Origin of the sequence: Bacillus sp. Nf3 (genome assembly GCF_003028545.1) — a bacterium.
GTDB lineage: Bacteria > Bacillota > Bacilli > Bacillales > Bacillaceae > Bacillus > Bacillus safensis.
Genome location: NZ_PYUA01000001.1, coordinates 227,396 through 253,071 on the forward strand (window position 1 = coordinate 227,396; position 25,676 = coordinate 253,071).

The 25,676-nt window shown below is 42.2% G+C and carries 24 protein-coding genes; 17 read left to right on the top strand and 7 right to left on the bottom strand.

Annotated features, from left to right (window positions below):
* Positions 1-199 precede the first annotated feature (199 nt).
* Positions 200-2,626: a S8 family peptidase gene (locus tag C9414_RS01110; RefSeq protein WP_107162881.1), complete on the bottom strand. Its 2,427-nt coding sequence runs from the start codon at positions 2,624-2,626 to the stop codon at positions 200-202.
* A 500-nt stretch (positions 2,627-3,126) separates the two neighbouring features.
* Between C9414_RS01110 and C9414_RS01115 the strand changes: the two genes are divergently transcribed.
* The 8 genes from C9414_RS01115 (at position 3,127) to C9414_RS01150 (ending at position 12,436) form a co-directional block, all read left to right on the top strand.
* Positions 3,127-3,405, top strand: a complete 279-nt coding sequence (locus tag C9414_RS01115; protein WP_107162882.1) for a hypothetical protein — start codon at positions 3,127-3,129, stop codon at positions 3,403-3,405.
* A gap of 52 nt (positions 3,406-3,457) precedes the next feature.
* A complete protein-coding gene (locus tag C9414_RS01120; protein WP_039182354.1) occupies positions 3,458-4,291 on the top strand; it encodes a PRD domain-containing protein in 834 nt (277 codons plus the stop codon).
* Between the two features lie 256 nt (positions 4,292-4,547).
* Complete coding sequence (locus tag C9414_RS01125; RefSeq protein ID WP_107162883.1) at positions 4,548-5,936, top strand: sucrose-specific PTS transporter subunit IIBC; 1,389 nt, start codon at positions 4,548-4,550, stop codon at positions 5,934-5,936.
* 19 nt (positions 5,937-5,955) lie between these two features.
* A complete protein-coding gene (locus C9414_RS01130; protein ID WP_107162884.1) occupies positions 5,956-7,413 on the top strand; it encodes a glycoside hydrolase family 32 protein in 1,458 nt (485 codons plus the stop codon).
* A gap of 730 nt (positions 7,414-8,143) precedes the next feature.
* The gene (locus C9414_RS01135; RefSeq protein WP_047203649.1) at positions 8,144-9,232 is read left to right on the top strand and encodes an amidohydrolase family protein; all 1,089 of its coding nucleotides are present in this window, start codon (positions 8,144-8,146) and stop codon (positions 9,230-9,232) included.
* 163 nt (positions 9,233-9,395) lie between these two features.
* Positions 9,396-10,736, top strand: coding sequence for an MFS transporter (locus C9414_RS01140; RefSeq protein WP_107162885.1), 1,341 nt, complete (start codon positions 9,396-9,398; stop codon positions 10,734-10,736).
* A 217-nt stretch (positions 10,737-10,953) separates the two neighbouring features.
* Positions 10,954-11,208: a hypothetical protein gene (locus C9414_RS01145; RefSeq protein WP_041087697.1), complete on the top strand. Its 255-nt coding sequence runs from the start codon at positions 10,954-10,956 to the stop codon at positions 11,206-11,208.
* Positions 11,209-11,362: 154 nt separating this feature from the next.
* Positions 11,363-12,436, top strand: coding sequence for a chitobiase/beta-hexosaminidase C-terminal domain-containing protein (locus C9414_RS01150; protein WP_107162886.1), 1,074 nt, complete (start codon positions 11,363-11,365; stop codon positions 12,434-12,436).
* A gap of 45 nt (positions 12,437-12,481) precedes the next feature.
* Here the strand turns inward: C9414_RS01150 and C9414_RS01155 are convergent, their stop codons facing one another.
* On the bottom strand, positions 12,482-13,291 hold the full coding sequence (locus tag C9414_RS01155; protein ID WP_024423821.1) for a bifunctional hydroxymethylpyrimidine kinase/phosphomethylpyrimidine kinase: 810 nt from the start codon (positions 13,289-13,291) through the stop codon (positions 12,482-12,484).
* Positions 13,292-13,416: 125 nt separating this feature from the next.
* Entirely contained in the window at positions 13,417-13,731 is a 315-nt protein-coding gene (locus tag C9414_RS01160) for a YflT domain-containing protein (RefSeq protein ID WP_107163156.1), read from the bottom strand.
* Positions 13,732-13,858: 127 nt separating this feature from the next.
* On the opposite strand from C9414_RS01160, the gene C9414_RS01165 reads away from it, so the two are divergent.
* Complete coding sequence (locus C9414_RS01165; RefSeq protein WP_047203645.1) at positions 13,859-14,686, top strand: glycosyltransferase family 2 protein; 828 nt, start codon at positions 13,859-13,861, stop codon at positions 14,684-14,686.
* Positions 14,683-15,363, top strand: coding sequence for a uracil-DNA glycosylase (locus tag C9414_RS01170; protein ID WP_039182328.1), 681 nt, complete (start codon positions 14,683-14,685; stop codon positions 15,361-15,363). Before C9414_RS01165 ends, C9414_RS01170 begins: the two co-directional genes overlap by 4 nt.
* Before the next feature lie 33 nt (positions 15,364-15,396).
* On the opposite strand, the gene C9414_RS01175 is transcribed toward C9414_RS01170, so the two are convergent.
* Positions 15,397-16,755 carry an aldehyde dehydrogenase gene (locus tag C9414_RS01175; RefSeq protein WP_107162887.1) on the bottom strand — a complete coding sequence of 453 codons (1,359 nt, stop codon included), beginning with the start codon at positions 16,753-16,755 and terminating at the stop codon, positions 15,397-15,399.
* Positions 16,756-16,924: 169 nt separating this feature from the next.
* On the opposite strand from C9414_RS01175, the gene C9414_RS01180 reads away from it, so the two are divergent.
* From C9414_RS01180 to C9414_RS01190, 3 genes are all read left to right on the top strand, one after another.
* On the top strand, positions 16,925-17,257 hold the full coding sequence (locus tag C9414_RS01180; protein WP_047203643.1) for a YwdI family protein: 333 nt from the start codon (positions 16,925-16,927) through the stop codon (positions 17,255-17,257).
* Positions 17,258-17,290: 33 nt separating this feature from the next.
* Positions 17,291-18,598 carry a purine/pyrimidine permease gene (locus C9414_RS01185; protein ID WP_107162888.1) on the top strand — a complete coding sequence of 436 codons (1,308 nt, stop codon included), beginning with the start codon at positions 17,291-17,293 and terminating at the stop codon, positions 18,596-18,598.
* A gap of 70 nt (positions 18,599-18,668) precedes the next feature.
* Positions 18,669-19,040 carry a DUF423 domain-containing protein gene (locus C9414_RS01190; RefSeq protein WP_025093833.1) on the top strand — a complete coding sequence of 124 codons (372 nt, stop codon included), beginning with the start codon at positions 18,669-18,671 and terminating at the stop codon, positions 19,038-19,040.
* Positions 19,041-19,081: 41 nt separating this feature from the next.
* Here the strand turns inward: C9414_RS01190 and C9414_RS01195 are convergent, their stop codons facing one another.
* The 3 genes from C9414_RS01195 to C9414_RS01205 all read right to left on the bottom strand — a co-directional run bounded on the left by C9414_RS01195 (position 19,082) and on the right by C9414_RS01205 (position 21,230).
* Positions 19,082-19,699 (bottom strand): cupin domain-containing protein, encoded by a 618-nt coding sequence (locus C9414_RS01195; protein WP_039182316.1) that lies wholly within the window; start codon positions 19,697-19,699, stop codon positions 19,082-19,084.
* Between the two features lie 129 nt (positions 19,700-19,828).
* Positions 19,829-20,371 (bottom strand): spore coat protein GerQ, encoded by a 543-nt coding sequence (gerQ, locus tag C9414_RS01200; protein ID WP_034660388.1) that lies wholly within the window; start codon positions 20,369-20,371, stop codon positions 19,829-19,831.
* Positions 20,372-20,564: 193 nt separating this feature from the next.
* Positions 20,565-21,230: a YIP1 family protein gene (locus tag C9414_RS01205; protein WP_224929978.1), complete on the bottom strand. Its 666-nt coding sequence runs from the start codon at positions 21,228-21,230 to the stop codon at positions 20,565-20,567.
* A gap of 184 nt (positions 21,231-21,414) precedes the next feature.
* Between C9414_RS01205 and C9414_RS01210 the strand changes: the two genes are divergently transcribed.
* The 4 genes from C9414_RS01210 to C9414_RS01225 are packed head-to-tail and all read left to right on the top strand — an operon-like array spanning position 21,415 to position 25,676.
* Positions 21,415-22,185, top strand: coding sequence for a glycosyltransferase family 2 protein (locus tag C9414_RS01210; protein ID WP_181286089.1), 771 nt, complete (start codon positions 21,415-21,417; stop codon positions 22,183-22,185).
* Positions 22,186-22,191: 6 nt separating this feature from the next.
* Positions 22,192-23,604, top strand: coding sequence for a capsular polysaccharide export protein, LipB/KpsS family (locus C9414_RS01215; RefSeq protein WP_107162890.1), 1,413 nt, complete (start codon positions 22,192-22,194; stop codon positions 23,602-23,604).
* A gap of 21 nt (positions 23,605-23,625) precedes the next feature.
* Complete coding sequence (locus C9414_RS01220; protein WP_107162891.1) at positions 23,626-24,804, top strand: DegT/DnrJ/EryC1/StrS family aminotransferase; 1,179 nt, start codon at positions 23,626-23,628, stop codon at positions 24,802-24,804.
* A complete protein-coding gene (locus C9414_RS01225; RefSeq protein ID WP_107162892.1) occupies positions 24,801-25,676 on the top strand; it encodes a GNAT family N-acetyltransferase in 876 nt (291 codons plus the stop codon). The genes C9414_RS01220 and C9414_RS01225 overlap by 4 nt, the downstream gene beginning before the upstream one ends.

The following is a 25,676-nucleotide window of genomic DNA, read 5'->3' on the forward strand; positions in this document are numbered from 1 at the left end:
CGCATGCTTGATGAAAAGGACGAGGCTGCTTCGTATGTAAAAAGGTTAGAAAATAAACCAAGGTGATCGTCAGAAAAAAAGCAGTAAAAAAAGAAACGATCGATAGCAATATCAACATGAGTTTCTCTTTCTTCCATATATGATCGAAAAGCCTTGATGAGCTTATCCGCTCATACAAGGCTTTTCTTGTGATTCACATTTATTCAGGGTAAATTTCGAAAGGTTCCTTCGTTTGTACGGTATCTGATTTTCCTTTCAAACTTGCATACGCAAGCATTGTATACTCACCAGCTTCAAGCTTCTGGCCTTGATTGATCGTGCCATTCCATTTTACGCGGTGCTCTCCTTTATCAACATGTTGATAAACACCAGCTTCACCTAAATACTCTCCATCTGTCGAGTAGACAAGGAATGCAAGGTTCTCAGCACCGCCAGGCAGGTAGCTGCTAATAACATAGCTTCCAGCACGGTTGTCAGGCTCTACGGAAACAGAAGTGACGCGCGGATAATCTGGCTCTTTCACAATCAATAAAGTGGGGATTTCCGTGACCTTTCTGCCATTTTCGCGAATGGTTATGCTGCCTTGGTACGTCCCTTTTTTGGTTTTTCCGTAATTCACCTGTACTGCGGAAGTAAAGGATCCAGTGGAATTCCCTTTGACGGTGATTTTTTTCGTTCCGTTTGTACTAATGCCGCTGCCATTGAATTTGTAATCAATGGTATACGTTTTCGGTGCTTTTGAAAGGTTTTCTACTTTGAATTTCTTCGTTTTGATTTGAACGCCTTTTTCCTTTAAGAAAGTGCCGTAAGAATAGCTCGCATCAGAAACGATAGAAGACGCTTGAAGTGATTCCATGATTCGAACGCTGCCTGTTCCTTGTGTGTTATGAGGGAATGGGCTGCCATTTGCGTCAAACAGTTTTTCTGCTGTATTCATCAGTAATGCTTTGATTTGTCCAGTTGAGTACGATGGTTTTGCTTGTTTGATGATCGCTGCTACTCCTGCCACATGCGGAGAAGCCATACTTGTTCCTTGCTTAGAACCATATCCGTAAGGCTGAGAAGGATCATGCGTTGGGATCGTACTCACAATGCTGACGCCGGGTGCTGATAGATCAGGCTTAATCATCCACGTATCCACAACCGGTCCGCGGGACGAGAAGTCAGCGACTTGCTCACTAAGTTCTTTGACAAATTGAATGGAGAAAGCCGTTGTATTGTTTCCAGCCTCAATGGCTTTGATAAGCGCTGTTCCTTCAGCTTTTGACAGCTTAATTGTAGGAAGTGCGAGACCTGGTACATCGACTGGGATCTCTCCATCGGTATTGTTATACATCACAACGCCGATTGCACCAGCTGCTTTTGCATTGTCGACTTTATCCACAAAAGCAATGGCACCACGTTCAATCACGGCCACCTTTCCTTTAACATCGATGTCTTCAAAGGCATTTTCGTCACCGATTCCAGCTTGGACGAGTGTGACTTGTTTTTGGTCAAGCGCTTTTAAATCACTCTCTTGGTAGTAGCCCATGACTTTTGCAGTTGAATAGTTCGGGAATTTCACATTGTAAAGGCTGTACGGAAGCTGAGTTGCTCCGACAGAAATGGCATCTCTTGACGTGCCAGGTGAACCGACTGTCCAGTTGTTCGGACCGCTGTTTCCATTGGATGTAACAGCGACGACGTCTTCAGACATGGCCCAATCGAGAGCGATGCTCGTTGCATAATCAGGGTTATTGACACTGTTTCCAAGAGAGAGGTTCATGACATCTGCTCCGTCAGTAACCGCCCGGTCGATGCCTGCAAGAACGTTCTCAGTTGTTCCAGATCCACCTGGTCCAAGTACACGGTATGCAAGAAGTGTGGCATCCTTTGCGACACCTTTAATTTGTCCATTTGCCGCGATCGTTCCTGCGACGTGTGTGCCGTGATCTGTGGATTCGCCTCTAGGATCTCCTTTAGGTGTCTCTTGCGGAGAATAATCATTATCAACAAAATCATAGCCTTTGTATAAACCGAAGTTTCCTTTTAAATCAGGGTGGGTATAGTCTACTCCAGTATCAATGACTGCGACTTTGACCCCTTTTCCAGAATAGCCGGCATCCCATGCTTTTGGTGCACCGATAAATGGAGCGCTCTTATCCATAAGCGGGGAGACATCTTCGTTTGGAAGCTGGATGCTTTCCTTTTTCACTTCATCGGTTTTATATGTAACATCCGGATAAACAGCTTTTACTCCATCAACTGCGAGCAGCTTCGGGATTTCGTTTGCAGGAAGTTTCATAGAGAAACCAGAGAAGACTTTTTCATATTCTTGACGAACACTCGCATTATCTACCTCTTTGAGTGCTGCGTTCTTTACTTTTGTTCGAGATTTTTTAAGGGAGGCTTTTGTTTGTGATTCGCCGTCTTGCTTAGCTTCAACTAAGGATTTTTCCTTTAATTCAACAATGACAGTGGTTTGTTTTTTCGAGTTGACATTGATTTCACCGAAGATTTCTGCTTTTTCTAGTTCCACCTTTTTGTTAGATGGAGCAGCAGCAGCCAGTTGACCGGTAAAGAATGTGGATAAAATAAAAATAGTGGAGAACAATAGAACAGAAGAACGAGATATGACCTTTTTCATTAATTTTCCCCTTTCTAGCTGTGTTTTTAGGGAGATAGCCTTTCTTTTTGTGGATAAATAGGAAAGATTCACTGCCCGTTATTAAGTATTCAATATGTTGAAAACAATTCCTTTACTAAAATGGTCTTATTTTACATAGTTACAAAGAACTATTTTGTTTATAAAGTCGCACTTATTCACAAATGTCTGTTGATAACTCGATTATTAAGATACATATATGGAAAATAAAAAATTTACATACACAAAATCTAGTGAGAGGGTGTTGATATGTGGATAAACCCTGTTGATAAGGTGTGCTTATCTTTGGGATAGCATGTGCATAAAATTTTCAATGAAACATCTAGGCACATGATGATCTTCTGCACTTTTCAACAAAACTTCTGAAAACTAGTTTATTTTTTCACCCAGATTGTGACAAACCTCTCTTTTTTCTCGGGATATGATAGGAGCAGTTGTTTTGCTAGAGCTGCTAGATTCTAAGAAAAGCGGAGGGATGTTCAGTGAAGAAATTAAAAAGCTGGTTGAGCGTATGGTTTGGTTTCATGATGAATGTGCTTGTGAACCCTGGTGTGATGATGAAGCAGCAAGGGTTTCAGGTGGCCGCGGCGGATGTCGGATTTTTTCAAGTAGTGAAAGAGAGAGAGCTGGAGAAGCTGGCAGAAGAACATAAGAAGAAACGCAGGGCAGAGAAGCGGTTGATTCAAAGTCTGATGATGCTTGAAGAGAAGACGATGCGAGAGGCGCGTGCTGGTCCGCTCTTACCTTTACAGAAAAAGTGAAACAGGGTAAAATCCCACATAAGAAATGTTATCTGCTGGGAGAGGATACCCCTTGAAGATATATAAAATATTGAATAACAACGCAGTGGTTGTAAAGGAGGGCGATCAGGAGAAAATTGTGATGGGACCCGGAATTGCTTTTCAGAAGGGGAAAAATGACGTCGTTCCTCTTCAAAAAATAGAGAAAATCTTTGTTGTGCGTGAAGAAAATGAGAAATTCAAACAAATTCTTGCCACATTGCCAGAAGCGCATATTGAGGTGGCAGAGCATATCATCAGTTATGCAGAAGGTAAACTCATGATGCCGCTCAGTGATCACATCCACATATCACTGACTGATCATTTGTCCTTCGCCATTGAACGCCTTCAAAAAGGCATTGTGTTATATAATAAATTGCTTGGTGAGATCAAAGTCTTATATAAGCAGGAATATGAGATTGGAAAGTATGCCATTCGTTATGTAAAGGAGCGGCTGGGGGTCGAACTGCCGGACGATGAGGCAGGATATGTGGCACTTCATATTCATACGGCCAAAATGAATACGGAGTCCATGAAAAAGACCGTAAAATATACAACGATGATCAAAGAAATGATCGAGCATATTGAAAGCTATTTTCAGCATTCAATTGATGAGGATAGTATTTCCTATCAGCGGCTTGTGACACATTTGAGGTATGCATTAGGCAGGTTGGAATCGAATGAGGCATTTCAAATCATGGACGATGACATGCTGATTTTTATCCAAACAAAGTATGATACGGCTTACCGGTGTGCACTTGGACTCGCTGATTTGTTAAAAGATGAATATGGACTTCATCTCCCTGAATCGGAGATCGGCTACATCACGCTGCATGTCCAGCGTCTGCAGGAAGCCGAATTGGTTTAAAATGATCGTGCCTGCATGCAGGCTTTTTTTTATGCACACTACTCTTATTAGTGTATATGGGTCATTGGATTTGAAAAAAGAGGTTGACGCATGTCACAGTCTTATACTATGATGAAAGCGTCATCAAAATTTGATATCGCGGGATTGTGACTGTCAGGCAGGCAAGACCTAAAATTTGCGTAACGAGGGGACGTGTATGTCCTTTACTCGTTGGTGAATTTTAGGTCTTTTTTGCTTTAAAAAAGGAGGAGACATCATGGATTATCAAAAAACAGCCAAAGAATTAACAAGTCTGTTAGGCGGCAAAGAAAATGTCATCAGTGCCACGCATTGTGCAACAAGACTCAGATTGGTGGTGAAAAATGAGGATTTGATTGACAAAGAGGCCATTGAAGAACTTGAAGGAGTGAAGGGGGCTTTCTCAAGTTCAGGACAATTTCAGGTCATTTTCGGAACGGGATCTGTCAACAAAGTGTATGAACCATTTGCTCGTGAGACTGGTCTCGAGACAGGCGACGAGAAACAAAAGCCTGTCAGCCATGATGAAGCAGTGAAACAAAAAATGAATCCACTTGCGCGTTTTGCCAAGACGTTATCGAATATTTTTGTACCGATCATTCCAGCAATTGTGGCAAGCGGTTTATTAATGGGTCTCTTAGGTATGATGAAAGCCTTCAAATGGGCTGACCCAAGCTCTGCGGTCTTCCAAATGCTTGATATGTTCTCAAGTGCAGCCTTTATCATTTTACCGATTTTAATTGGGGTCAGTGCAGCGAAAGAGTTTGGTGGAAATCCATATTTAGGAGCCGTCATTGGGGGAATTATGATTCACCCGAATCTGCTTAATCCGTGGGGATTGACGGAAGCAAAACCAGAATATATGCATTTATTCAATGTTGATATTGCTCTTCTTGGTTACCAAGGGACGGTTATTCCAGTGTTATTGACCGTATATATCATGTGTCTTGTTGAGAAGAATTTAAGAAAATTGGTTCCGAACAGTATTGATTTACTTGTGACCCCATTTGTGACGGTGATTGTAACTGGATTTGTGACGTTTATTGCAGTTGGCCCGCTTGGAAGAATGCTTGGTACAGGAATTTCGAATGCGCTGACGTTTATTTATGACCATGCAGGGTTCTTAGCAGGACTCATTTTCGGCGGTGCTTACTCTTTAATTGTGCTCACAGGGGTTCACCATAGCTTCCATGCGATTGAGGCAGGATTGCTGAATGATATTGGACGTAACTATTTGCTGCCAATTTGGGCAATGTCGAATGTCGCGCAAGGCGGGGCAGGATTGGCTGTCTTTTTCTTAGCCAAGCGTGCAAAAACAAAAGAAATTGCCCTTCCTGCTGCCTTCTCTGCTTTTTTAGGAATTACCGAGCCTGTCATATTCGGTGTAAACCTCCGCTACCGTAAACCATTTATTGCGGCGATGATCGGGGGCGCATTGGGCGGGGCATTTGTCGTTTTCACGAAGGTAGCCGCCAATGCTTATGGTTTAACAGGCATTCCGATGATTGCGATTGCAGCACCATTCGGTGTTCAAAATGTGGTCAATTATGTAATTGGTATGTTAATCGCTGTTGCTGTTTCATTTATTCTCACCATCATTTTTAAAGTAAAAGAAGTCGAAAAATAATCAAGGGGTGGTCACAGTCATGACAACAACTGACGCAGCACTTCGTCAAAAGATAGCAGAACGTATTCGAAACTATGAGCATTTGGTTAAAAAGGATGTGTACCGGCAGCAATTTCATTTAATGCCGCCAGTCGGTCTTTTAAATGATCCGAATGGGCTGATTCAGTGGAAAGGAATTTATCATGTTTTTTATCAGTGGCAGCCATTTAAAACGGGACATGGTGCAAAATTCTGGGGTCATTACACATCGACAGATCTAGTGAATTGGCATCACGAAGAAGCCGCTCTTGCCCCAAGTGATTGGTTTGATCAAAACGGCTGTTATTCTGGCAGTGCATTTATAGACGATGGGCAGATGCATGTGATGTACACTGGAAACGTTCGGGATGAACAAGGGAACCGTGAGACGTATCAATGTTTAGCTGTTTCAGAGGATGGCATTCACTTTCAGAAAAAAGGTGTCGTGGCAACGCTGCCGGAAGGTTTCACTGCCCATTTTAGAGATCCAAAGGTATGGAAGAGGAATGGTCAGTGGTACATGGTTCTTGGTGCACAAAGTTTAGACCTGAAAGGACACCTTGTTTTGTTTACCTCTGATACGTTAGAGAAGTGGACGTTTCAAGGCACGATTGCAGGCAGTGGAAAGAATGGTTTAGACAATTTCGGCTATATGTGGGAATGTCCAGACCTGTTTGAGTTAGACGGCCGAGATGTATTGATTGTATCACCGCAAGGGCTCAAGCCGGATGGTTTAAAATATCACAATACCCATCAATCAGGTTATTTTGTTGGGAGATTGGATGATCATACTTATCAATATACGCATGGAGCGTTTGAGGAGCTGGATCGAGGCTTTGACTTCTACGCGCAGCAAACCTTTTTAGACGAATCAGGCAGACGTCTTTTAATCGGGTGGATGGGGGTGCCTGATCAAGGAGAAGAGCATCATCCGACGATTTCTTATCAATGGATACACTGCCTCACGATCCCGAGAGAGCTCCGTTTAGATGATGACGGACATCTCATTCAAAAACCAGTAAGTGAACTTCAATCCATGCGGACCAATGAACAAGAGCATGTTTTTCATATTAAACGTTCTGTTCATTCTATCCCTGTAGATGATATTACGAGCGCAGAGGTATTCATTGATCAAATTGACACACAGAAAGGGTTTGAATGCTGTATCCGTGCAGCTGCACGGATCATCTATGATAAAGGGAAAGGGAAGCTGACATTAGAGCGGGATCGATTTGAAGATCGATCAAAGGAAGTTCGTGAAGCAGTCATAGAGGAATTACACGACCTTCATATCTTTATTGATGCATCGTCGATTGAGATTTTTGTAAATGGTGGCCGAGAAGTTTTTACTGCACGTTACTTTCCTTCCCCGGGAAATAAATCAATCTCCATCAGTGGAAGAAATGAAACAAAGCTGACATTGAAGACATGGCATTTACAAAAAGAAGTAGGTCGTTGATCCGAACCCTACATGTGATGATTCATATGATGTGAAATTAAAAGTAACCAAAAACAGCACGTCATATAAAAAAGGGAGATTCAGAGCCGTCTGCACGATTGATAGAAAGGTGCAAGTAGAATACATTTCTCTATCAGATAAGCGAGGTGCGGGAAATTGGGTACCCCAATACCGCATCCTCATCTTATTCCACTGATCATAAGTGGAATTTTTATTTTCATTGTTTTTTGCTTTTGGACCAATGGTAATCACAACGTCTACATATCCCTCGCCATCAATTCCATTATATTTTCCGGCAAACGATCGTTTCCCATTTGCTTCACTGTTCGTTTTACTTTATCTGCTGTTCTTTATAAAAAAGGTTTACTTTATTAAGTATGAGTGATAACATACATTTAAATTATTGGTAATAAATATTACTTTTATATAAAAAATAGTAATTTTTATTACGTAAGATAAATCATAAAAATTTTTTTGAGGTGCGTGATAATCCTTTGGGTAGGGGTTGCGTCATTCATTTTATTTTTTGAAAGCGCTATCTTTTTGGTTTGTGTTTGGAAATGAACCACTTAGTTGATTGTTTCCACTATCCAAAAAGAAGAGGAGTGTATGTTGGTCAGTGATTTAGCACAGTGGTTGGATGTTATCAAGGCATGTAAAGAGAATGCTATTGTTAACAATTAAATAAACGAATCTATTATATCAATATGAAGTTAAGGGGTGTATTTGCATGGGAGTATGGAATTTTAAAGGCGGTTCTATTTGGTCAGAAAAGGGATTCATTCCAAATAAGTCTACAAGAATAACAGTTACTCATGAGGATGATAGGGAGATTCATTTATCTGAATCTAGCGTAATTGTACCAGGACTAGTCGATTTTCATTGTCATTTATGGGCACCTGGAGCGGAGATTGGTGTGAAAGATAAACAATATCTCTCCTCAGGAGTAACGACAGTTGGGGACGCAGGTACTTTTGGCTATGACGGATGGGAGGAAGCAAATCGTTATTGGGAAAAGAGCCCATTAACAGTTCGTTCTTGGTTATCAGCCTTACCAGAAGGGCTAACCAATCATCCCAACCCTAACCCAACCAAGCCAGAAAGTATTTCGTTGGATCGAATTGTTGAAGTTGCATCTTTAGCTGATGATCGTTTATTAGGAATTAAGATTCGCTTAGGTCAGGTGGACATAACGACTGACCGGTCTTTATTACGCTTAGCAAGAGAAGCAGCCGATCGAACTGATTTACGAATGATGGTTCATTTAACTGAAACTAAACTAGATATTGAAGAGGTAACACAATATTTTAATAAAGGGGACATTCTCACTCATCCATTTCAAGGAAGGGATGGAAACGTGTTAAATACTGCCGGGAAGGTAAAAAAAGAATTTCTAGCTGCAGTAGAAAGAGGGATAGTATTAGATATCGGTCACGGTAGAAAACACTTTAATTGGAATGTTTTTTATAAATGCTTAGCTGAGGGAATTAAACCAGATACTATCAGTTCAGATTTAACAAGCGCGTCATGGAGAAAATACCCTGTTTATAACATGAGCTATATCATTTCTAAAATGATTGTAGGTGGACTGTCTCTAGATGAAGCTTTTAGAACCGTTCTGGTAACAGCTCCTAAATTGTTAGGAATTGACGATTTTACTTTTACTCCAAATAACCTTGTGGTTCTGGATTCTACTTCTACTGAGACTGCTTTTCCTGATGTAGATGGAGAAACCGTGTTAGGTAACATTAATTATCAACCGAAACACTTAATATTTAACGGTATACCAGATATTGAGAGCGTTTCTAGTTGGAAATAAACATTTTTGACAGATATATTTCATTTTGTTCGCTGTCTTGAGGAAACAACAGAAGGGTAAATGGAGATACTCTTAGACATCTTACAGAACCGTAAGAGTATCTCTTTATTTTTTAGATAAATGTAAGCGTTATCAAAATTTCTTTTTAAAAGGAGGAATTTGATTGGAAAATTCTCAATTGAATTTCGAAAAGAAGACGATTCGAAAGGTGACACGAAGAATTATCCCGTTACTATTTTTACTCTATATTATTTCTTATCTAGACAGGGCAAATGTGGGATATGCTGCATTGGAAATGAATGAAGCACTAGGACTAACAAGTAAAATGTTTGGTCTTGTGACAGGTATTTTTTTTATTGGTTATTTTCTCTTTGAAGTACCAAGTAATATTTTAATGCAAAAATTTGGGGCAAGAGTTTGGATTACTAGGATACTCTTTACTTGGGGAATTATTTCTATGGCAACTGGGTTTGCTCAGAATGCTACCCAGCTTTATATCATTAGATTCCTTCTTGGAATAGCAGAGGCAGGTCTATTTCCAGGTATTATTCTATACCTTACTTATTGGTTCCGAGCTAAAGAAAGAGCAAGTACAATTGCGATGTTTATGACAGCAATCGCCGTTTCTTATATTATAGGAGCTCCCGTTTCTACTTTAATTATTGATCATATTCATTGGATGAATGTGCCTGGATGGCGTTGGATGTTTATTATCGAAGGCGCCCCTGCTGTTATTTTAGGGTTTGTTACATATTTCTACTTAACAGACCGGCCAGAACAAGCAAAGTGGCTAACAGCCGAAGAAAAAAATTGGTTGATTTCAGAATTAAGAAAGGACGAGGAGCTACGAGAAAAGAAAGGCCAACAAACCTCTAGTCATAAGACGGCCTTGACTGATCCTAAACTGTGGTACCTCGCCTTAATTTACTTTGTATATACTGCAGGTACACTGGGTGTTGGATATTGGATGCCCCAAATTATTAAAGGATTATCTAGCTATTTATCAAACACCCAAATCGGCTTCATTGCTACAATCCCTTATATTATTGCTTCAATCGTCATGAATTACTGGTCAAGACGCTCAGATCGCACTGGTGAAAGACGTATGCACACAGCTTTACCATTACTCGTAGCTGGTTTAACGTTACTCAGTGTAGGAATGGTATCCAATCCATTTATTGCAATGATTTTCATCACCATTTCATTGGCAGCCATGTATTGTTTTAAAGGTCCTTTTTGGTCATTACCCACAATGATATTGAGTCCGGCCACAGTAGCTGTTGGAATTGCAGTCATTAATTCAATTGGAAGTCTAGGAGGTTTTGTTGGCCCTTATGCAGTTGGATGGCTAAAAGATGCTACAGGAAAAATGCAAGCCGGTTTGATTTTCTTAAGTATTATTTTAATAATAGCTTTCATATTAGTATTAGCTATGAAATTTGAGCAAAAAAGAACTGCCTTCAAGAGTCAGAAGGAAATAGGGGAAATCCGGCTTGAAAAATAATTTATCTACAATCTGAGCAGATCAATGATCTGCTTTTTTCTAGTGAAATCAGCCTGTATCTTAAAGCCTATACCATGTATATACAAGGTTGGCCTAAAGCGGTTTGATGACGTTTTACATATATGATAACAGGTGGAATTATGGTATCATTTTAAAATATATACAGCTGAGGCTGACGTTTATCCAAATGCGGTAGGACAAAAAAGGGGTTGTTTACTTGAATTCAAAACAGCAGCCGACGACTAGAAAACGCTTGGAGACAATGGCAGATCATGTTGAAGATAAACGTGAAGAATATAAAGAATTGCTCATTCAAGTTCAATCTATTCTCGGTGAACCTTCTTTAGAGCAGGAAGAAGTGAAAGAGAAGCTGACAGATACGTATAAACAAATGAAAGAATATGCTTTATTTGTTGAATCCATCGAAGCCTTTATTCGAAAAATGGCGAAAGAGTCCGATCAGCAAAAATAGGCATTCATGTATGGATAAAAGAGTGTACTCGGTTGCGGGTATGCTTTTTTGTTTCGGTCAGATTATTCAGAAATTTGAATGAAAGCGTTGACATTCTTATTGTCATGATAAATAATAAATAAAAATTCATCTGAGCATGTACAGGAGGAACGATATGAACCATACAACCAAGAAATGCCTGATCACCTTTATGATTGTCTTATTTTCTATGAGTTTTCTTTTTCCTTCCATTTCTTCTGCCCGAAATCAAACGTCGTATGCTGCATCAACTGCTTCAGTCCCGTCTGGTCAATATTATCGTTCACAAGAGGTAGCTCTGCATTCTCACGTTCAAAAAGCTTCTCTTTATTACACAACAGATGGCAGCCAGCCGACAACTCAAAGTCAGTTGTACAAAAAGCCCATTCATATCGAAACAGATACGACTTTAAAAGTAAGCGTTTACAATAAAAGTCACCGCCTTTCCACATCTACATACAATTATCGGTTTGTCACACGAGAGGACATTGCATCATCTTTTTTATCTTTCGAATACAAAGGAATGCCTTATCGGCTGTATATTCCAAAAAATCGTAAGAGGGGTAAAGCCTATCCTCTCGTCCTGTTCTTACATGGAGGAGGTGAGAGGGGAACAGACAATCAAAAGCAGTTACTTGCGAATGATGGTGCAGTTTTATGGGCTTCCCCTGAAGTCCAAAAGAAACATCCTTCGTACGTATTAGCCCCTCAGGCGCGAAATGCTGTGGATGGAGGCTTTGCATTAACAAGAAATTTGCAAAATGAAATCGATCTGACAAACGTGTTTCAATTTTCACCGGATTTACACAAAGCTTATGATGTCCTTCAGCATGTGTTAACTTCTTATCAGATTGATCAGAAAAGGATTTATGCGACGGGTTTATCACAAGGTGGATTTGGCACGTACCAGTTGAATATCACATATCCTCGTTTGTTTGCAGCGATGATTCCTATTGCTGGGGGTGCAGATCCAAGCAAGGCAGGAATATTAGCACACAAGCCAATATGGGCATTTCATGCAGAAGATGATTCCATTATCCCTATCGGCTATGCGAGAAATACAATTCAAGCTATTCAAAAAGCAGGCGGCCAGCCGCTTTATACGGAGTACGCAAGCAAGTATGGATATGACCATGCATCATGGACGCCTGCTTATGAGACGCCAGGCTTAACCGATTGGCTGTTTGCACAGAGAAGAAGCTTTCGATAAACAAAAAACCGATTCACCTAAACGGCGAATCGGCTTTTTTTTGTTTTATTTGTCAAAACGATGAGCAGAATGCTTTGTTGGTCCGATGTATTCGTTTAGCTGGAAAGAGCCTTTGATGGCAGCAGTGATGAATTCTTTTGCTGCATAAATGGCTTCTTTCACGTCTGATCCATTCGCTAGTTCAGCTGTGACTGCTGCTGAGAATGTGCAGCCTGCGCCGTGTGTGTATTCTGTGTCGATTTTATCTGTTTCAAGGCGTTCGAAGGTTTGTCCATCATAAAGCAAATCGATGGCTTTGTCTTCGCTTAGCTTACCGCCTCCAGTGATGACCACATATTTTGCACCAAGTTCGTGAATGCGTTTTGCTGCTTCTTCCATTTGTTCAATCGTTTTGATCTCGCCGATTCCGCTTAATTGACCTGCTTCGAAAAGGTTAGGTGTAATAACGGTTGCCAGTGGCGTGAGCTTTTCGCGCAATGCTTCCGCGTGCTCTGGGTAAAGGACTTCGTTCGCACCCTTACAAACCATAACAGGATCAATGACGACATTTTTTAGGTCGTATGTTTTGATGGTTTCAGCTGCAAGCTCGATCACGTCGACGGTTGGGAGCATACCCGTTTTCAGTGCATCTACACCAATGCCTTCAACAATGGTAGAGAGCTGCGCGCGAATCGTCGCCGTATCAATTGGAAACACCTGATGATCCCAATGATTATGAGGGTCCATTGCAACGACAACGGTTAAAGCTGTCATCCCGTAGACGTTTTTTTCTTGAAACGTTTTTAAATCTGCTTGGATACCTGCACCGCCGCTTGAATCCGAACCTGCGATGGTGAGTGCTTTATTCATAGACATAGTTGCTGAACCTCCAATGTGATGTGTAACAGTTATTGTTCTATCCCTTATTATAATCAGCTTTTCCATTTATCACAATGAAACGGCATAAAAAAGCGTTCCTCTCTTCGGAACGCCTCTCTTTCTTACCTTTTACAAATCACCAATTTCCCTTTTTTCAGTTCGTCTAAAAGGGTTAAAGCTAACTCTTGATCGGCGCCAGCTGACATCATTTTGGCCATCAGTTCATCATCCCGGGTACGAATGACATTGGCGACTTGATCCAAAATCCCTTGATCGACCGCAGTCATGCTTTTGGCGTCTGTATACTCTGTTACGGTATCAGAGCGTTCTGGGTCGTACGCAAAAACAAATACAGCGTCCTTTGTTGAACCCGATGAATGAATGTGGTCGATGGCCTGTTTCGCTTCTTTACTATTCTCAGCCGTGATATATTCCATTATCATCACTCCTTTCATCAAAAATTCCCATTTTCTCATCAAATCAAACCGCCTTTTATATCATGAGAAGAAAGTCAATTTATGTTTTAATGGAAAAAGACGAATCTATTAAAGGAGTAAGCTGCATATGAAGATTTCCTTATTAATTGTGACACATAACCGGCTCAGCGCATTGTGTGAGCTGCTTGAATCCATTTCAAGACAAACCGTACAGCCTTTTGAAATTGTCGTCGTCAATGATGCAGGAGAGCGAGTCGACAGCATTCAGGAACTTTACCCTGAGCTTCCGATCCGCTTGATTCATTTAGATGAGAATGTCCAGCATGTGAATGCCAGAAATGTGGGGATCCGGGAGCTGACAGGCGACGTCATCATGCTGAGTGACGACGATGATTACTTCACACCTTGTCATATCGAACGCATGAGCAAGGCGTTGGAAGATGCCGATTTTGTCTTTTCTGATGCAGAAATTGTGTCGTTTGAAGAAAAAGGCGCGACCCGCTTTCCACTGTCGAGACGTTTGTTTGCTTATACAGCGGACATTGAGGATATGCGTGTCTTTTCTACATATGTTCCTTCTGGCAGTATGTACAAACGCTCTATACACGATGAGATTGGCTATTTTGATCCAGCGATGCATCATTATTGGGACTGGGACTTCTTTTTGCGTGTATCACAGCATGCCCGAGTCAAACGAGTACCAGCTGCCAGCGTGATCTATGCGTTTTTTGACGGCGGTGGAAATCAGTCTAGTGATCTTGGTGAAACAAGGAAGAACTACCTAGATGATTTAAGTGAAAAGCATGATTTAGGCGACCTGCCAACAGCTAACTTTGCTATATTATTAGAAGAACCAGCGATGAAAAAGCGAGAATCAGAGAGTGAGATTGTGTGGGATGGAAAACCGATGATCTCCAGACTAGCGCAGCAAGTAGAAGGAGGAAAACCACAATGAAGCCATTTTTAAATGATAGCTGGTGGGCTGTGATGAAAAGTGAATTTGAACAGCCATATTATCAGGAATTACGTGAATGGATGAAGGAAGAATATCGCACGCAGACCGTTTTTCCAAAACCAGATGACGTGTATCGTGCCCTTCATTTGACGTCATATGAAAAGGTCAAAGTGGTGATTTTAGGACAAGACCCTTATCATGGCCCAGGGCAGGCACATGGATTAAGCTTTTCTGTTCAGCCAGGTGTCAAACACCCGCCATCTTTGAGAAATATTTTTCAAGAGCTAAAGGATGATCTTGGCTGTCCTGTTCCAAACCACGGCTCACTTGTCAGCTGGGCAGAGCAGGGTGTGCTACTCTTAAACACTGTACTGACTGTGAGAAAGGGCGAGGCGAATTCGCATAAAGGAAAAGGCTGGGAACGTGTGACAGACCGCGTGATTGATGTGCTGAATGAACGTGATCAGCCCGTCGTTTTTGTGTTATGGGGCAGACATGCTCAAAACAAGAAAGAACGCATTGATCAAAACAAGCATTACATCATTGAGTCACCTCATCCAAGTCCTTTTTCTGCAAGAAACGGCTTTTTTGGCAGTCGTCCGTTTTCAAAGGTAAACACGTATTTAAAGCAAATGGGATTCGAAGAAATCAATTGGTGTATCAAGGATATTGAATGAAAATAGGACGAGGGGAGAGCCCCTTCGTCCTGTTTATTTTAAAAATTTGCGGACCAAGTCGAGTCCGTTTTTTGCATTTGGATAACGGAAGGAAAAATCGAAGCGGTTCGTTTGGCGCAGGACGCTTTTTTCATGCGTAAAAGTAAAGAAGCTTTCCTTCCCGTGATATCGTCCCATGCCGCTTTCGCCGACGCCTCCGAATGGCAGGTAAGGTGTAGCGACATGCATAAGCGTGTCATTGATACATCCTCCGCCAAATGAGAGGTTCTCTAGAATATAGGATTCTGTTTCTTTATTTGTTGTAAATAAGTAAAGCGCAAGCGGCTTTGGCCTTGCTTCGATCATATGCGCTACCTCATGCAGAGAATCAAAGGTCATGACAGGCAGGATCGGCCCGAAAATTTCCTCCTGCATGACGGGATCCTCCCAGGTGATGTCGTCTAAAATGGTCGGAGCGATTTTAAGCTCGTGTTCATTGCGCTGTCCACCTGTGACGATCGTTCCATTTGAGAGAAATTGTGTGAGCCTGTCAAAATGACGCTGACTGACATTTTTGCCAAAGTGCGGATGCGTTTCGGGATGTTCACCATAAAAGTCACGGATACAGGCCGTCATTTCTCGCAGAAGTTCCTCTTTGATGGATTCATGAACGAGCAAATAGTCTGGTGCAATGCAAGTTTGCCCTGCATTGGTGAATTTTCCAAAGGTGATCCGCTTCGCTGCTAGCTTGATGTCGGCATCAGGCATGACGATGCAGGGGCTTTTTCCGCCAAGCTCAAGTGTGACAGGGGTCAAATGCTTTGCGGCGGCTTCCATGACGACTTTGCCGACTGCCACACTTCCAGTAAAGAAGATATAATCAAAGGGCAGCTTCAACAGTTCTGTACTAACATCGACACCGCCCTCTACAACAGCCGCATGGTCTTCTTGAAATACACGTTTGATGATAGTGCTGATCACTTGTGAGACTGCCGGGGTCAGCTCAGACGGTTTTAAAATCACGGCATTTCCCGCAGAAATCGCGCCGACTAATGGAGAAAGGGCCAATTGGAAAGGATAGTTCCAAGGAGCAATGATGAGCACACTTCCATAGGGCTCCTTGATGATCATGCTTTTCGATCCGATATGAGTCAGCGGTGTTTTCACGCGTGTTGGCTTCGCCCATTTGTGAAGGTGCTTGATGGTATGATTGATTTCTTCATACACCATTCCGATCTCTGTTGTATAGGCTTCCTGTTCGGATTTATGTAAATCATGGGTTAAGGCCTGTAAAATATCCTTCTCATGCTGTTTGATTGCTGCTTTTAAGTCTTGAAGAATGCGGATGCGTTCTTTAACTGCCGGCTTCTGAAAGACTTTTTGTTTCTGAAATAGAGCGGTGAGCTTGTTCATGATTTAATCCTTTCATAGAAGATTTTGTTTCTTTTATTATGTGTGAATGAAGATGAGGGGTCAAATTAGAGAGGCTGAGCGCACTGCTTTGAAAAAATGAACCCATTTGGTTTGTTCATTTGGTAAAATAATGTTGAAAAGAGATTTTTTTAGATTGGAGGGTCTACCCTTGAATATTCATATATCAAGCCTGCTTCAAAAAATGGAGGAAGCGGTTCAAAAAGCAAAACAAAGTGGAAATGATGAAGAGGTGAAACGTCAAGTGGCAGCGATTTCTTCACTATGTGATGTCATTCTCGACGCACCATCACAGGCGCAAATGCCGCAGTCGCCAGTCATCTCACCACCTCCATCGATACATACACCATCAGCGCCATCTGTGTCTACAGATCAAGCCATGCTGGAGAAACTCATGGGCACAAGTGGCGCGAAGAAATTTCAGCAAAATGATGAGGGTCAAAAAGAGAAGGACGGGAACGGCGACTCTATTTTTGATTTTTAATGGTCTTGTCACGACAAAGGGAAGGTGATCGGTTTGAAACTATTTTTGGGCGCCATTCAGTGGATGGCATTTTTTATCGCAGCTTCTATTGCCGTACCAATTGCGATTGCACAAGCATTTGAATTGAATCAAGTACAATCGGCAGAGCTGATTCAAAGTACTTTCTTTTCACTTGGTCTTGTGGCGATGGTGCAGTGTTTATGCGGCCATATGCTGCCGATTAATGAAAGTCCAGCAGGGCTTTGGTGGGGTGTGTATACCCTTTATGCCGGCATGACAGGAACAATCTTTGCGACGTATCCTGAAACTTTGCAAGCATTACAAGGGGCTTTAATTATTAGTGCTATTTTCTTTTTTATTTTTAGTCTATTTAAAATCATCAATTGGCTCGCGTCTTTATTTACGCCAGTCGTCACAGGCATTTACCTGCTGCTGCTTGTTGTGCAGCTAAGTCAGCCAATCATGAAAGGGCTGATGGGGATCGGCTATCGAGGAAATCAAGTAGATGGGCTTGTCTTTTGCTTATCGATCTTGATTATTATCCTCACCTTCATGATCAGCCGCTCAAAATGGCATTACTTGAGGCAGTTTTCTGTGTTATTCGCACTTGCAGGCGGATGGCTGTTATTCGCTCTACTCGGATTGGCGAAGCCAGTTCGAATTCCAGAGCAAATCATCGAGTTTCCGAAGCTGTTTCCATTCGGTATGCCGGTCTTTGACAGCGGATTGCTTGTCACGTCCTTTTTTATAACGATTTTACTCATTGTGAACATGCTGGCAAGTATTCGAATTGTGGAAAGCTCAGTGAAGGCATTTGGTGAACTGCGTGAGCGGAAGAGAGCACGCCCTGCTGGTTTTGTCGCAGCATTTGGTCATTTACTAAGCGGGCTGATCGGTGCGATTGCGCCTGTACCTATTTCGGGGGCAGCAGGATTTATCCAGACAACCAAAATTCCTTCGAGAAAGCCTTTTTTCATAGGAAGTCTGCTTATTGTTCTCATTAGTTTGTTTCCGCTGCTCATGAGCTTTTTCTCTGCATTGCCATCACCTGTGGGGCTTGCTGTAAACTTTGTGGTCTTCTCTTCCATGATTGGGATTGCGATGTCGGAGTTTGATCAATATGAGAAAGAAGAAATCCCGCGGATTCGCTTTGTTCTTGGGATTGCCGTTTTAGCAGGAGTAGGGGCGATGTTTGTGCCTCAGGGGGCTTTGAAAGGAATGCATCCTGTGCTCATTTCATTATTAAGCAACGGTCTTGTTCTAGGCACGCTCATTGCGATTGTTGTCGATCAGGTCTTGTTACGAAAGAAAAAGAAATCCGACAATCTCGTGTCAACGTAAAGGGAAAGTTGAATGTCGCCCTTCACCCGCGCTATGATAAACATAATTGACGAGATAAGGAGAATGACGAATGAAACTATTTTTCATTTTAGGTGCCATTAACGCCATGCTTGCTGTAGGCCTTGGAGCCTTCGGTGCACACGGTCTAGAAGGGAAAATCCCTGAAAAATATATAGAAATATGGAATAAAGGTGTTCAATATCAGATGTTCCATGCCATTGGCTTATTTGTTGTCGCTTTTCTTGCAGATAAGCTGTCAGGTGTCTCCTTGGTTCCTGCCGCTGGCTGGGTGATGCTTGCAGGCATCCTTTTCTTCTCAGGAAGCCTTTATGTGCTGGCATTGACTCAGGTGAAGATTCTAGGTGCCATTACCCCAATTGGCGGAGTAGCATTTATCGCCTCTTGGATCATGCTGGTCATTGCAGCAGCAAAAAATTTATAAGGTAAAAAACCGATGCTCTTATAGGGGCATCGGTTTTTTTCTTAACTCCAGTAAGGAGTATAATTGGGTGGTGCTTGATAATAAGGGACGTAGTGAGAAGGAGGGACAGGGTGCGTTTGAGACTCCTCCTCCCGGTGGCAAAATGGTCCGATAAACACGCTGGGTTTCACAGGCTTTGTCGCCTGCTTCCACTGTGTTTCGTTCATGCAATAAGTATGGGCCATGATGTGAGAAGGGGTGAGGGTAAGAAGGTCTGAGCCTAGGATCACTTCAGGTGTAGATGCGTTAAAAATGGCTAACAAATGAGTTCTGTCTTGGAGAGCGACTTCATAGTGCCACCAGCCTTGAGGCACGTTTGCCACCTGTCCAGGTGTAATGGTGTAGGTGTGCAGTTTTTTTGTAAATGGATTCAGCATCGATACGGCAGCAGAACCGGCTATACAATAAACAAGCTCTGCGGCATTTTGATGATAATGAGGCTCTACGACTTTGCTTTTACTCAAATATATATCCAGCAGGGACACTTGATCCAATGAGTTTAATTGTTTTTTTCCTAACACATTAATCAGGTTATGCTGATCGTATTTCACAAGGGGGCTTTGATTCAGATCGTATGAAAATTTCACATTTGGTGATGTATAATCCAGTTCAACAGTCATTGATGTCACCTCTAGGCTTTTGATAAAAACTACTAGGCATCTTATGAGCCGCGCCCCAGAGGTGTGACAAAAACCTAGACAAAAGAAAAAAGCAAGGGCACCTGTGCCTTGCTTTTGCCATGTATGACGTTATCTCGGAGAATATGTTGACATCGAATATGGATAGTCGTACTGAATTTCTCCATCAAACGTAATGTAATCAAGATAGATTGTTAATAGTAAGTATCGTGTTCCTGTTTTGTTATCACTAATGATAATGTGGTCACGTCCTGCAGCTTCAATGACGCCTCTAAAAATCTTCGAATTCCATTCCTTACTCGCCTCAAATGTCATATAAATCGTGGCTACCTTGCCGCGGTTCAATCGTAAAATATTTTCAATATAGGACTGCTCAATAGGCAGCTGTCCGGTGACATTTTGCTGATAGATCGGTCCAGAGGGAATTTGATATGGCTGACCGCCGCCTTGCGTTCCTTGGCCTCCTTGTGAAGTGCCGGTAGACGGCATTGGTGAAAACCCCTGCTGCATTTGACCTTGCATTTGACCCTGCGTTTGGGGAGGGACTGAATAACCCATCTGCTGTGCAGGATACGGATTTGCTCCATATTGTTGCTGGCGGAAATCTTGACCTTCGAAACCCGAACCTTGCCCAAATTGATTTTTCAATTTCATAACGTTCCTCCTCTTTCCTCATGGTGTTCTAAACAGAAGGCGTTTAGGCGCCTGTTGTTTCCATAGCATTCTTTCTCTCTTTCACACTATGAGACAGGAGGGGAGAATATGTACATTGAACGAAAAAAAGGAACTGCTACGCAATTCCTCAGTGTGTAGACAAACCTTCGCCTTCTATCGGTACTCGTCCTTTTTACATGATCCAGTTTACAGCGTGCTGGACATCAAATAAAAGTGTCACGATGAGAAAAAACGCGGCGGGCGGTGTGATCACAATGATGAAGGCTTGCCATAATCTGAGTTTCATCACAGCGACAATGCCTAAAACAGCCATTCCAAATATCCACGTCTTTGCATATACATCCGTAAGAGTCAAAAGATCGATATAATACCATACTTCATAATGCTGATCTAAATATGGTGTGATTTTAACAAACGTATACGGACCGAGCATCCCAACAGTGGAAATCCAAGTAAGTGCAAATAAAGCAGAAGGGAAAAAGACTGTCAGTGTGCAGGCCTTGAGTATATCTCGATACGCCGTTTGACAGCCGAAAAAGAGACGCCCTAACCATTTGATGATGAGGGCACCGAAAAATAGAATCATATTGCCTGCCAAAATACCATAACCCGCTCCTTGTAACAGAATAAAAGGGAATGGAATATGATTGCCCATATACTCGCTAAAATACCCTTCGTAGATCCAGCCTGTACCGGCGAAACTTGCAAGGAGCATCATCAGCCAAATTGGAATATTGGAATGTCGATATGAGCGAATAATCGTTTTTGTCGCGACGAAAATTTTAAAAAATCGAAAAAATCCTTTTACTTCCTCTTCTTGGGAGTGATCATTCTTCATAGCTTCCAATGTTCTTTACTCCTTTAATACACATAAATGATTACTTATATTACCAAAAATTTCGCGTTTTTCAAAGAAAGATCATTAAAAAAATCCAATTTTATAAAAAATAGGTCACTCTACAGTCTCTTTCAGAGGAGACACATATGATAAACATAGTTTGAAAGAGACCGAGGTGATAATTTTGACAAAAGTAACTGTCATTATGACGAGCTACAACAAGGCGGCTTACGTCGGCAGATCGATTGAAGCGGTCCTGCAGCAGACGCTGTCAGACTTTGAACTTTTTATCATGGATGATGGATCAAACGAAAAAACCCTTGCTGCTATTGAACCGTTTCGCAAAGATCCCCGCGTTCACTTTATCCAAAGCGGTGTCAAAACATTGGGAGAGAGAACAACGAAAACTCGCTACGCCGTGCTGATTAATCAAGCATTAGAACTGGCAAAGGGCGAGTATATTTCCTATGCCACAGATGACAATGTCTATGCCCCGGACCGTTTAGAGAAGCTCACTCATTATCTAGATGCCCATCCAGGTAAAGATATTGTCTATTCTAGTTCTAAAGTTATCTATTTAAATAGCAAAAAAGAGCCAGTGAAGGAAATGATTCGGCCGGCGCAAACAGTGCAATGGAATGCTCCCTGCGCTATAGATCATTGCTCTGTCGTGCATCGTGCATCCATCTTATCAAAAATTCATGATGAATTTGGGTCCTACTGGGACGAGAGTCCGCATTTTTATCGAATAGGGGATGCCCGTTTCTTTTTTCGGCTAAATCATTTTTATCCGTTTTATCCCTTTGATGAAATATTAGATACAAATTACATCACAGAACAGTCGATTCATTATCAGCTGGCAGCAGAAGAGAAAAGTGCCTTTATTCAAGCACTTCCCAAGCAGTCTACCTGCTGGGATCTCCGTAGCATATTAAAACAAAAATATGGGAGGTGACCTGAAATGTCGCACTATATTCATCATTATTGGCAGGTGTACTTTGAGTATGTGAATCTGATGAAAGATTTGTCCTACAAGGAAATTCCTCTTGGGTTGATCAGTAATTTTTATCAATATATCAGTCCTGAAGTGAGGGAACGCATGGAAGATGCAGCATTTGGTCAAGAACTGACAACCGATTGTCCATTACCGGAAGAGATTCAGCCATTTTTTGATCAGCATAAGCAGCAGATCAAGCGTATCGCTTATCGCCCGGCGAATGGAAAGGTATTGCTTCACTTTGAACACCTGCGTTTTACTGAACAAAATTACAAGCGGTTCCATCCAAACCAAACGGTGGTGCTTGCTCGCTGGAAGAAGGCAGATTATTTCGGATTACCTGTTATCAGTAAGCCGGAATTAACCGGAGAGGTTAATAAAGAAGCCCACGCTGAATATATTGAAAAAGCAAATGCTCTCCTTAAACCTTACGCTCACCACCCTGTCTTTGGCAATGTCTTTTTTAGAGAAAAATTGCGGAAGGACATTGTGCAATTTATTGATGTCATTGACCAGATAGAAGTGCTGTTTCAAATGCAGCCGATTACAGCTGTCATTGTTGGAACGACGGAAGATGCTTACAGCCGCGTACTCGCTTTGCAAACAGTGAAACGCCAGCTGACGAGTATCTGTCTTCAGCACGGCGCGCTTATGGGAGACGAAGCCTTTTTACCGATTTTCACTACTTGCCATGGGGTGTTTGGAAAGTATGAAAAGGACTGGTATGTAGACAAAGGCTGTCAGCCGGAACAGGTGGAAATCACAGGTCATCCGAGGTTTGATTTGGTGAAGGAGCGAACACCGCTTCAACAGGATCTTATTTTTCGTAAATTGAACTTCAGTCCGGCTAAAAAGACCGTGCTTGTGGCAACGCAGCCGTTTTCTGAAGCCTTCTATGGTGATGTTCTTAAAACGATTGCCAAACGGAAAGACATTCAGCTGGTCATGAAGCCGCATCCTTGGGAAATTGCTCGGAATCGATTAAACGACTATGTGTCTATTGAACGAGCGGGAAATCATGTGAAATTGATTAAAAAAGAAATTGACCTGTATGACCTGCTGCCATATGTGGATATCGTAATTACGCTCACATCAACAGTTGGTCTTGAAGCCATGCTTTTTGAAAAGAGTGTGCTGATCGGGAAAATGACAGAAGGCAGAAGATACCCATATTACGAGTCGCTTGGCAGCTATCATATGGAAAACCCTGTTGAACTAGCTGAGAAAGCCATTCGTATTTTGTCGGATGAACAAGAGATGAAGCTGGCAAAGCAGCAAGGAGCTCAGTTCATTAAACAACACTATCCTCATGCGCGATCTATCGATGTTCTGCTTTCTCTGCTCAAAACAAAAACTGGTGTGGATTTTCAGAGATGAAGATAGGGGTGTGCATGCGATATGGGAAAAAAGAGAGCACAATTTCTTCCTTATGCTCTGCCTTTCATTGAGCAGGAAGAAATCGATGAAGTCATCGGAACATTAAAGTCCGGCTGGCTGTCAACTGGACCAAAAGTAAGACAGTTTGAAGAAGAATTTCAGCAGCTGACCGGTGCAAAACATGCGATCGCAGTCAATTCATGTACGGCTGCTTTATTTTTAGCGTTAAAGGCAAGAGGGATTGGGACTGGGGATGAGGTGATTACAACACCTCTGACATTCTGCGCAACAGCAAATACAATCATCCATACGGGAGCAGCGCCTATATTTGTCGATATTGATCCAGCAACACTCAATCTGGATGCAGAGAAAATAGAAGCGGCCATAACACCACATACAAAAGCAATTGTCCCTGTTCACTTTGCTGGTCAATCGTGCGATATGGACCGGATTCTAGCGATTGCCAAAAAGTATGATCTATTTGTACTTGAAGATGCTGCCCATGCTCTTTACACAACATACCACGGTCAGCCCGTTGGATCCATTGGTGATGCGACCGCTTTTAGCTTTTATGCAACGAAAAACCTAGCGACTGGTGAAGGCGGCATGCTGACAACAAATGATGATGCGCTTGCGGATCGAATTAGACGACTAGCGCTCCATGGGATGAGTAAGGGAGCGTGGAATCGTTATGGAGAAAAAGGAACGTGGTATTACGAGGTCGAGGAACCTGGTTATAAAATGAATATGTTTGACGTGCAGGCATCGTTAGGGCTTGTTCAGCTAAGCCGACTAGATGACATGCAGGCACGGAGAGAACAGATTGCGAAAGCATACAATCAGGCTTTTCAAAAAGAAGCGGGCCTGATTCTACCGCCTGTGCATCAAGAAGGAAGACATGCATGGCATTTGTATGTACTGCAAGTAAATCCAAAAGAAGCATTCATCACGCGTGATGAACTGATTGATCAGCTGCAAACGGAATATAAAATCGGCACGAGTGTTCACTTTATCCCTGTTCACTTGCATCCATACTATCAACAAACGTATCACTATTCACCAGAGAATTTCCCTAAGTCACTCGCATACTACAAGCAGACGCTCTCACTGCCGCTCTATCCGAGTATGACAGATGAAGATGTGCAGGATGTTATCACAGCGGTGTTGTCTATTTTAAAAGAACAGAAGGCATCATCATGAAGGTCGTTCATTCCATCGATGATCAGGTGCTGGCGGCTTGGCTGGAGAAATACGGCCAACAAGCGGAACAAATGAACGCCTTCAAGCAGTTTGCTCTTGTTAATGGCGCCCAGCTCAAAGCGGTCCTGTTATATGAATGGTCAAAATGGGAAAGCGGCATTTTTGATCAGCATATTTTTCATGTGAAGTTTATAGAAGCGGAGTCAGCGTCAGCTTTTCAAGAATTGATGGAGCGTTTCATCAATTGGATGAGAACAGAAAAATGCGATTTTTTCTTTTTACGTCTTGAAGCGTCTGATCTTGAAAAAAACCGCATCGTCCAAAGGCTGGCACATGTGTACTATGTAGGCGGTCTCACTCGTCTTGAGGCGCCCCCTGTTCAAATGGAAATAACATCAACAGGTGAAGATGTGGTCATCAGTCTTCCGGATGAAAAGGAATACGATGAGGCGGTGTCACTTGCTCATCAGGCTTTTGGGAAAAGCCGGTATGCACTTGATCCTTTTCTAGATCAGAATGTCGTCCAGCATTTCTTTCAGGAATGGATGAGAAACAATCTACTCGGACGTGCAGATATCAATCTCGCGGCAAAGGTGAACGGTGAAGTCATTGGATTGATTCAAGGTGTAACAAAGGGCGATGAACTGATACTTGATTTATTGTCCATTAGACCGGATGCACAAGGAAAAGGGATCGGAAAAAAGCTGGTTATGGCGGTGATAAACGCCTCTTATGAGAGAGGGCATCGGTTTATGTCAGCCGGAACTCAGATGCATAACACAACCGCGATTCAGCTTTACGAAAAGCTGGGCTTTAGAACAAAAAATGCCTTCTTGTATTACCATGTGTGGCCGAAAAAAGGAGAGAGGTAA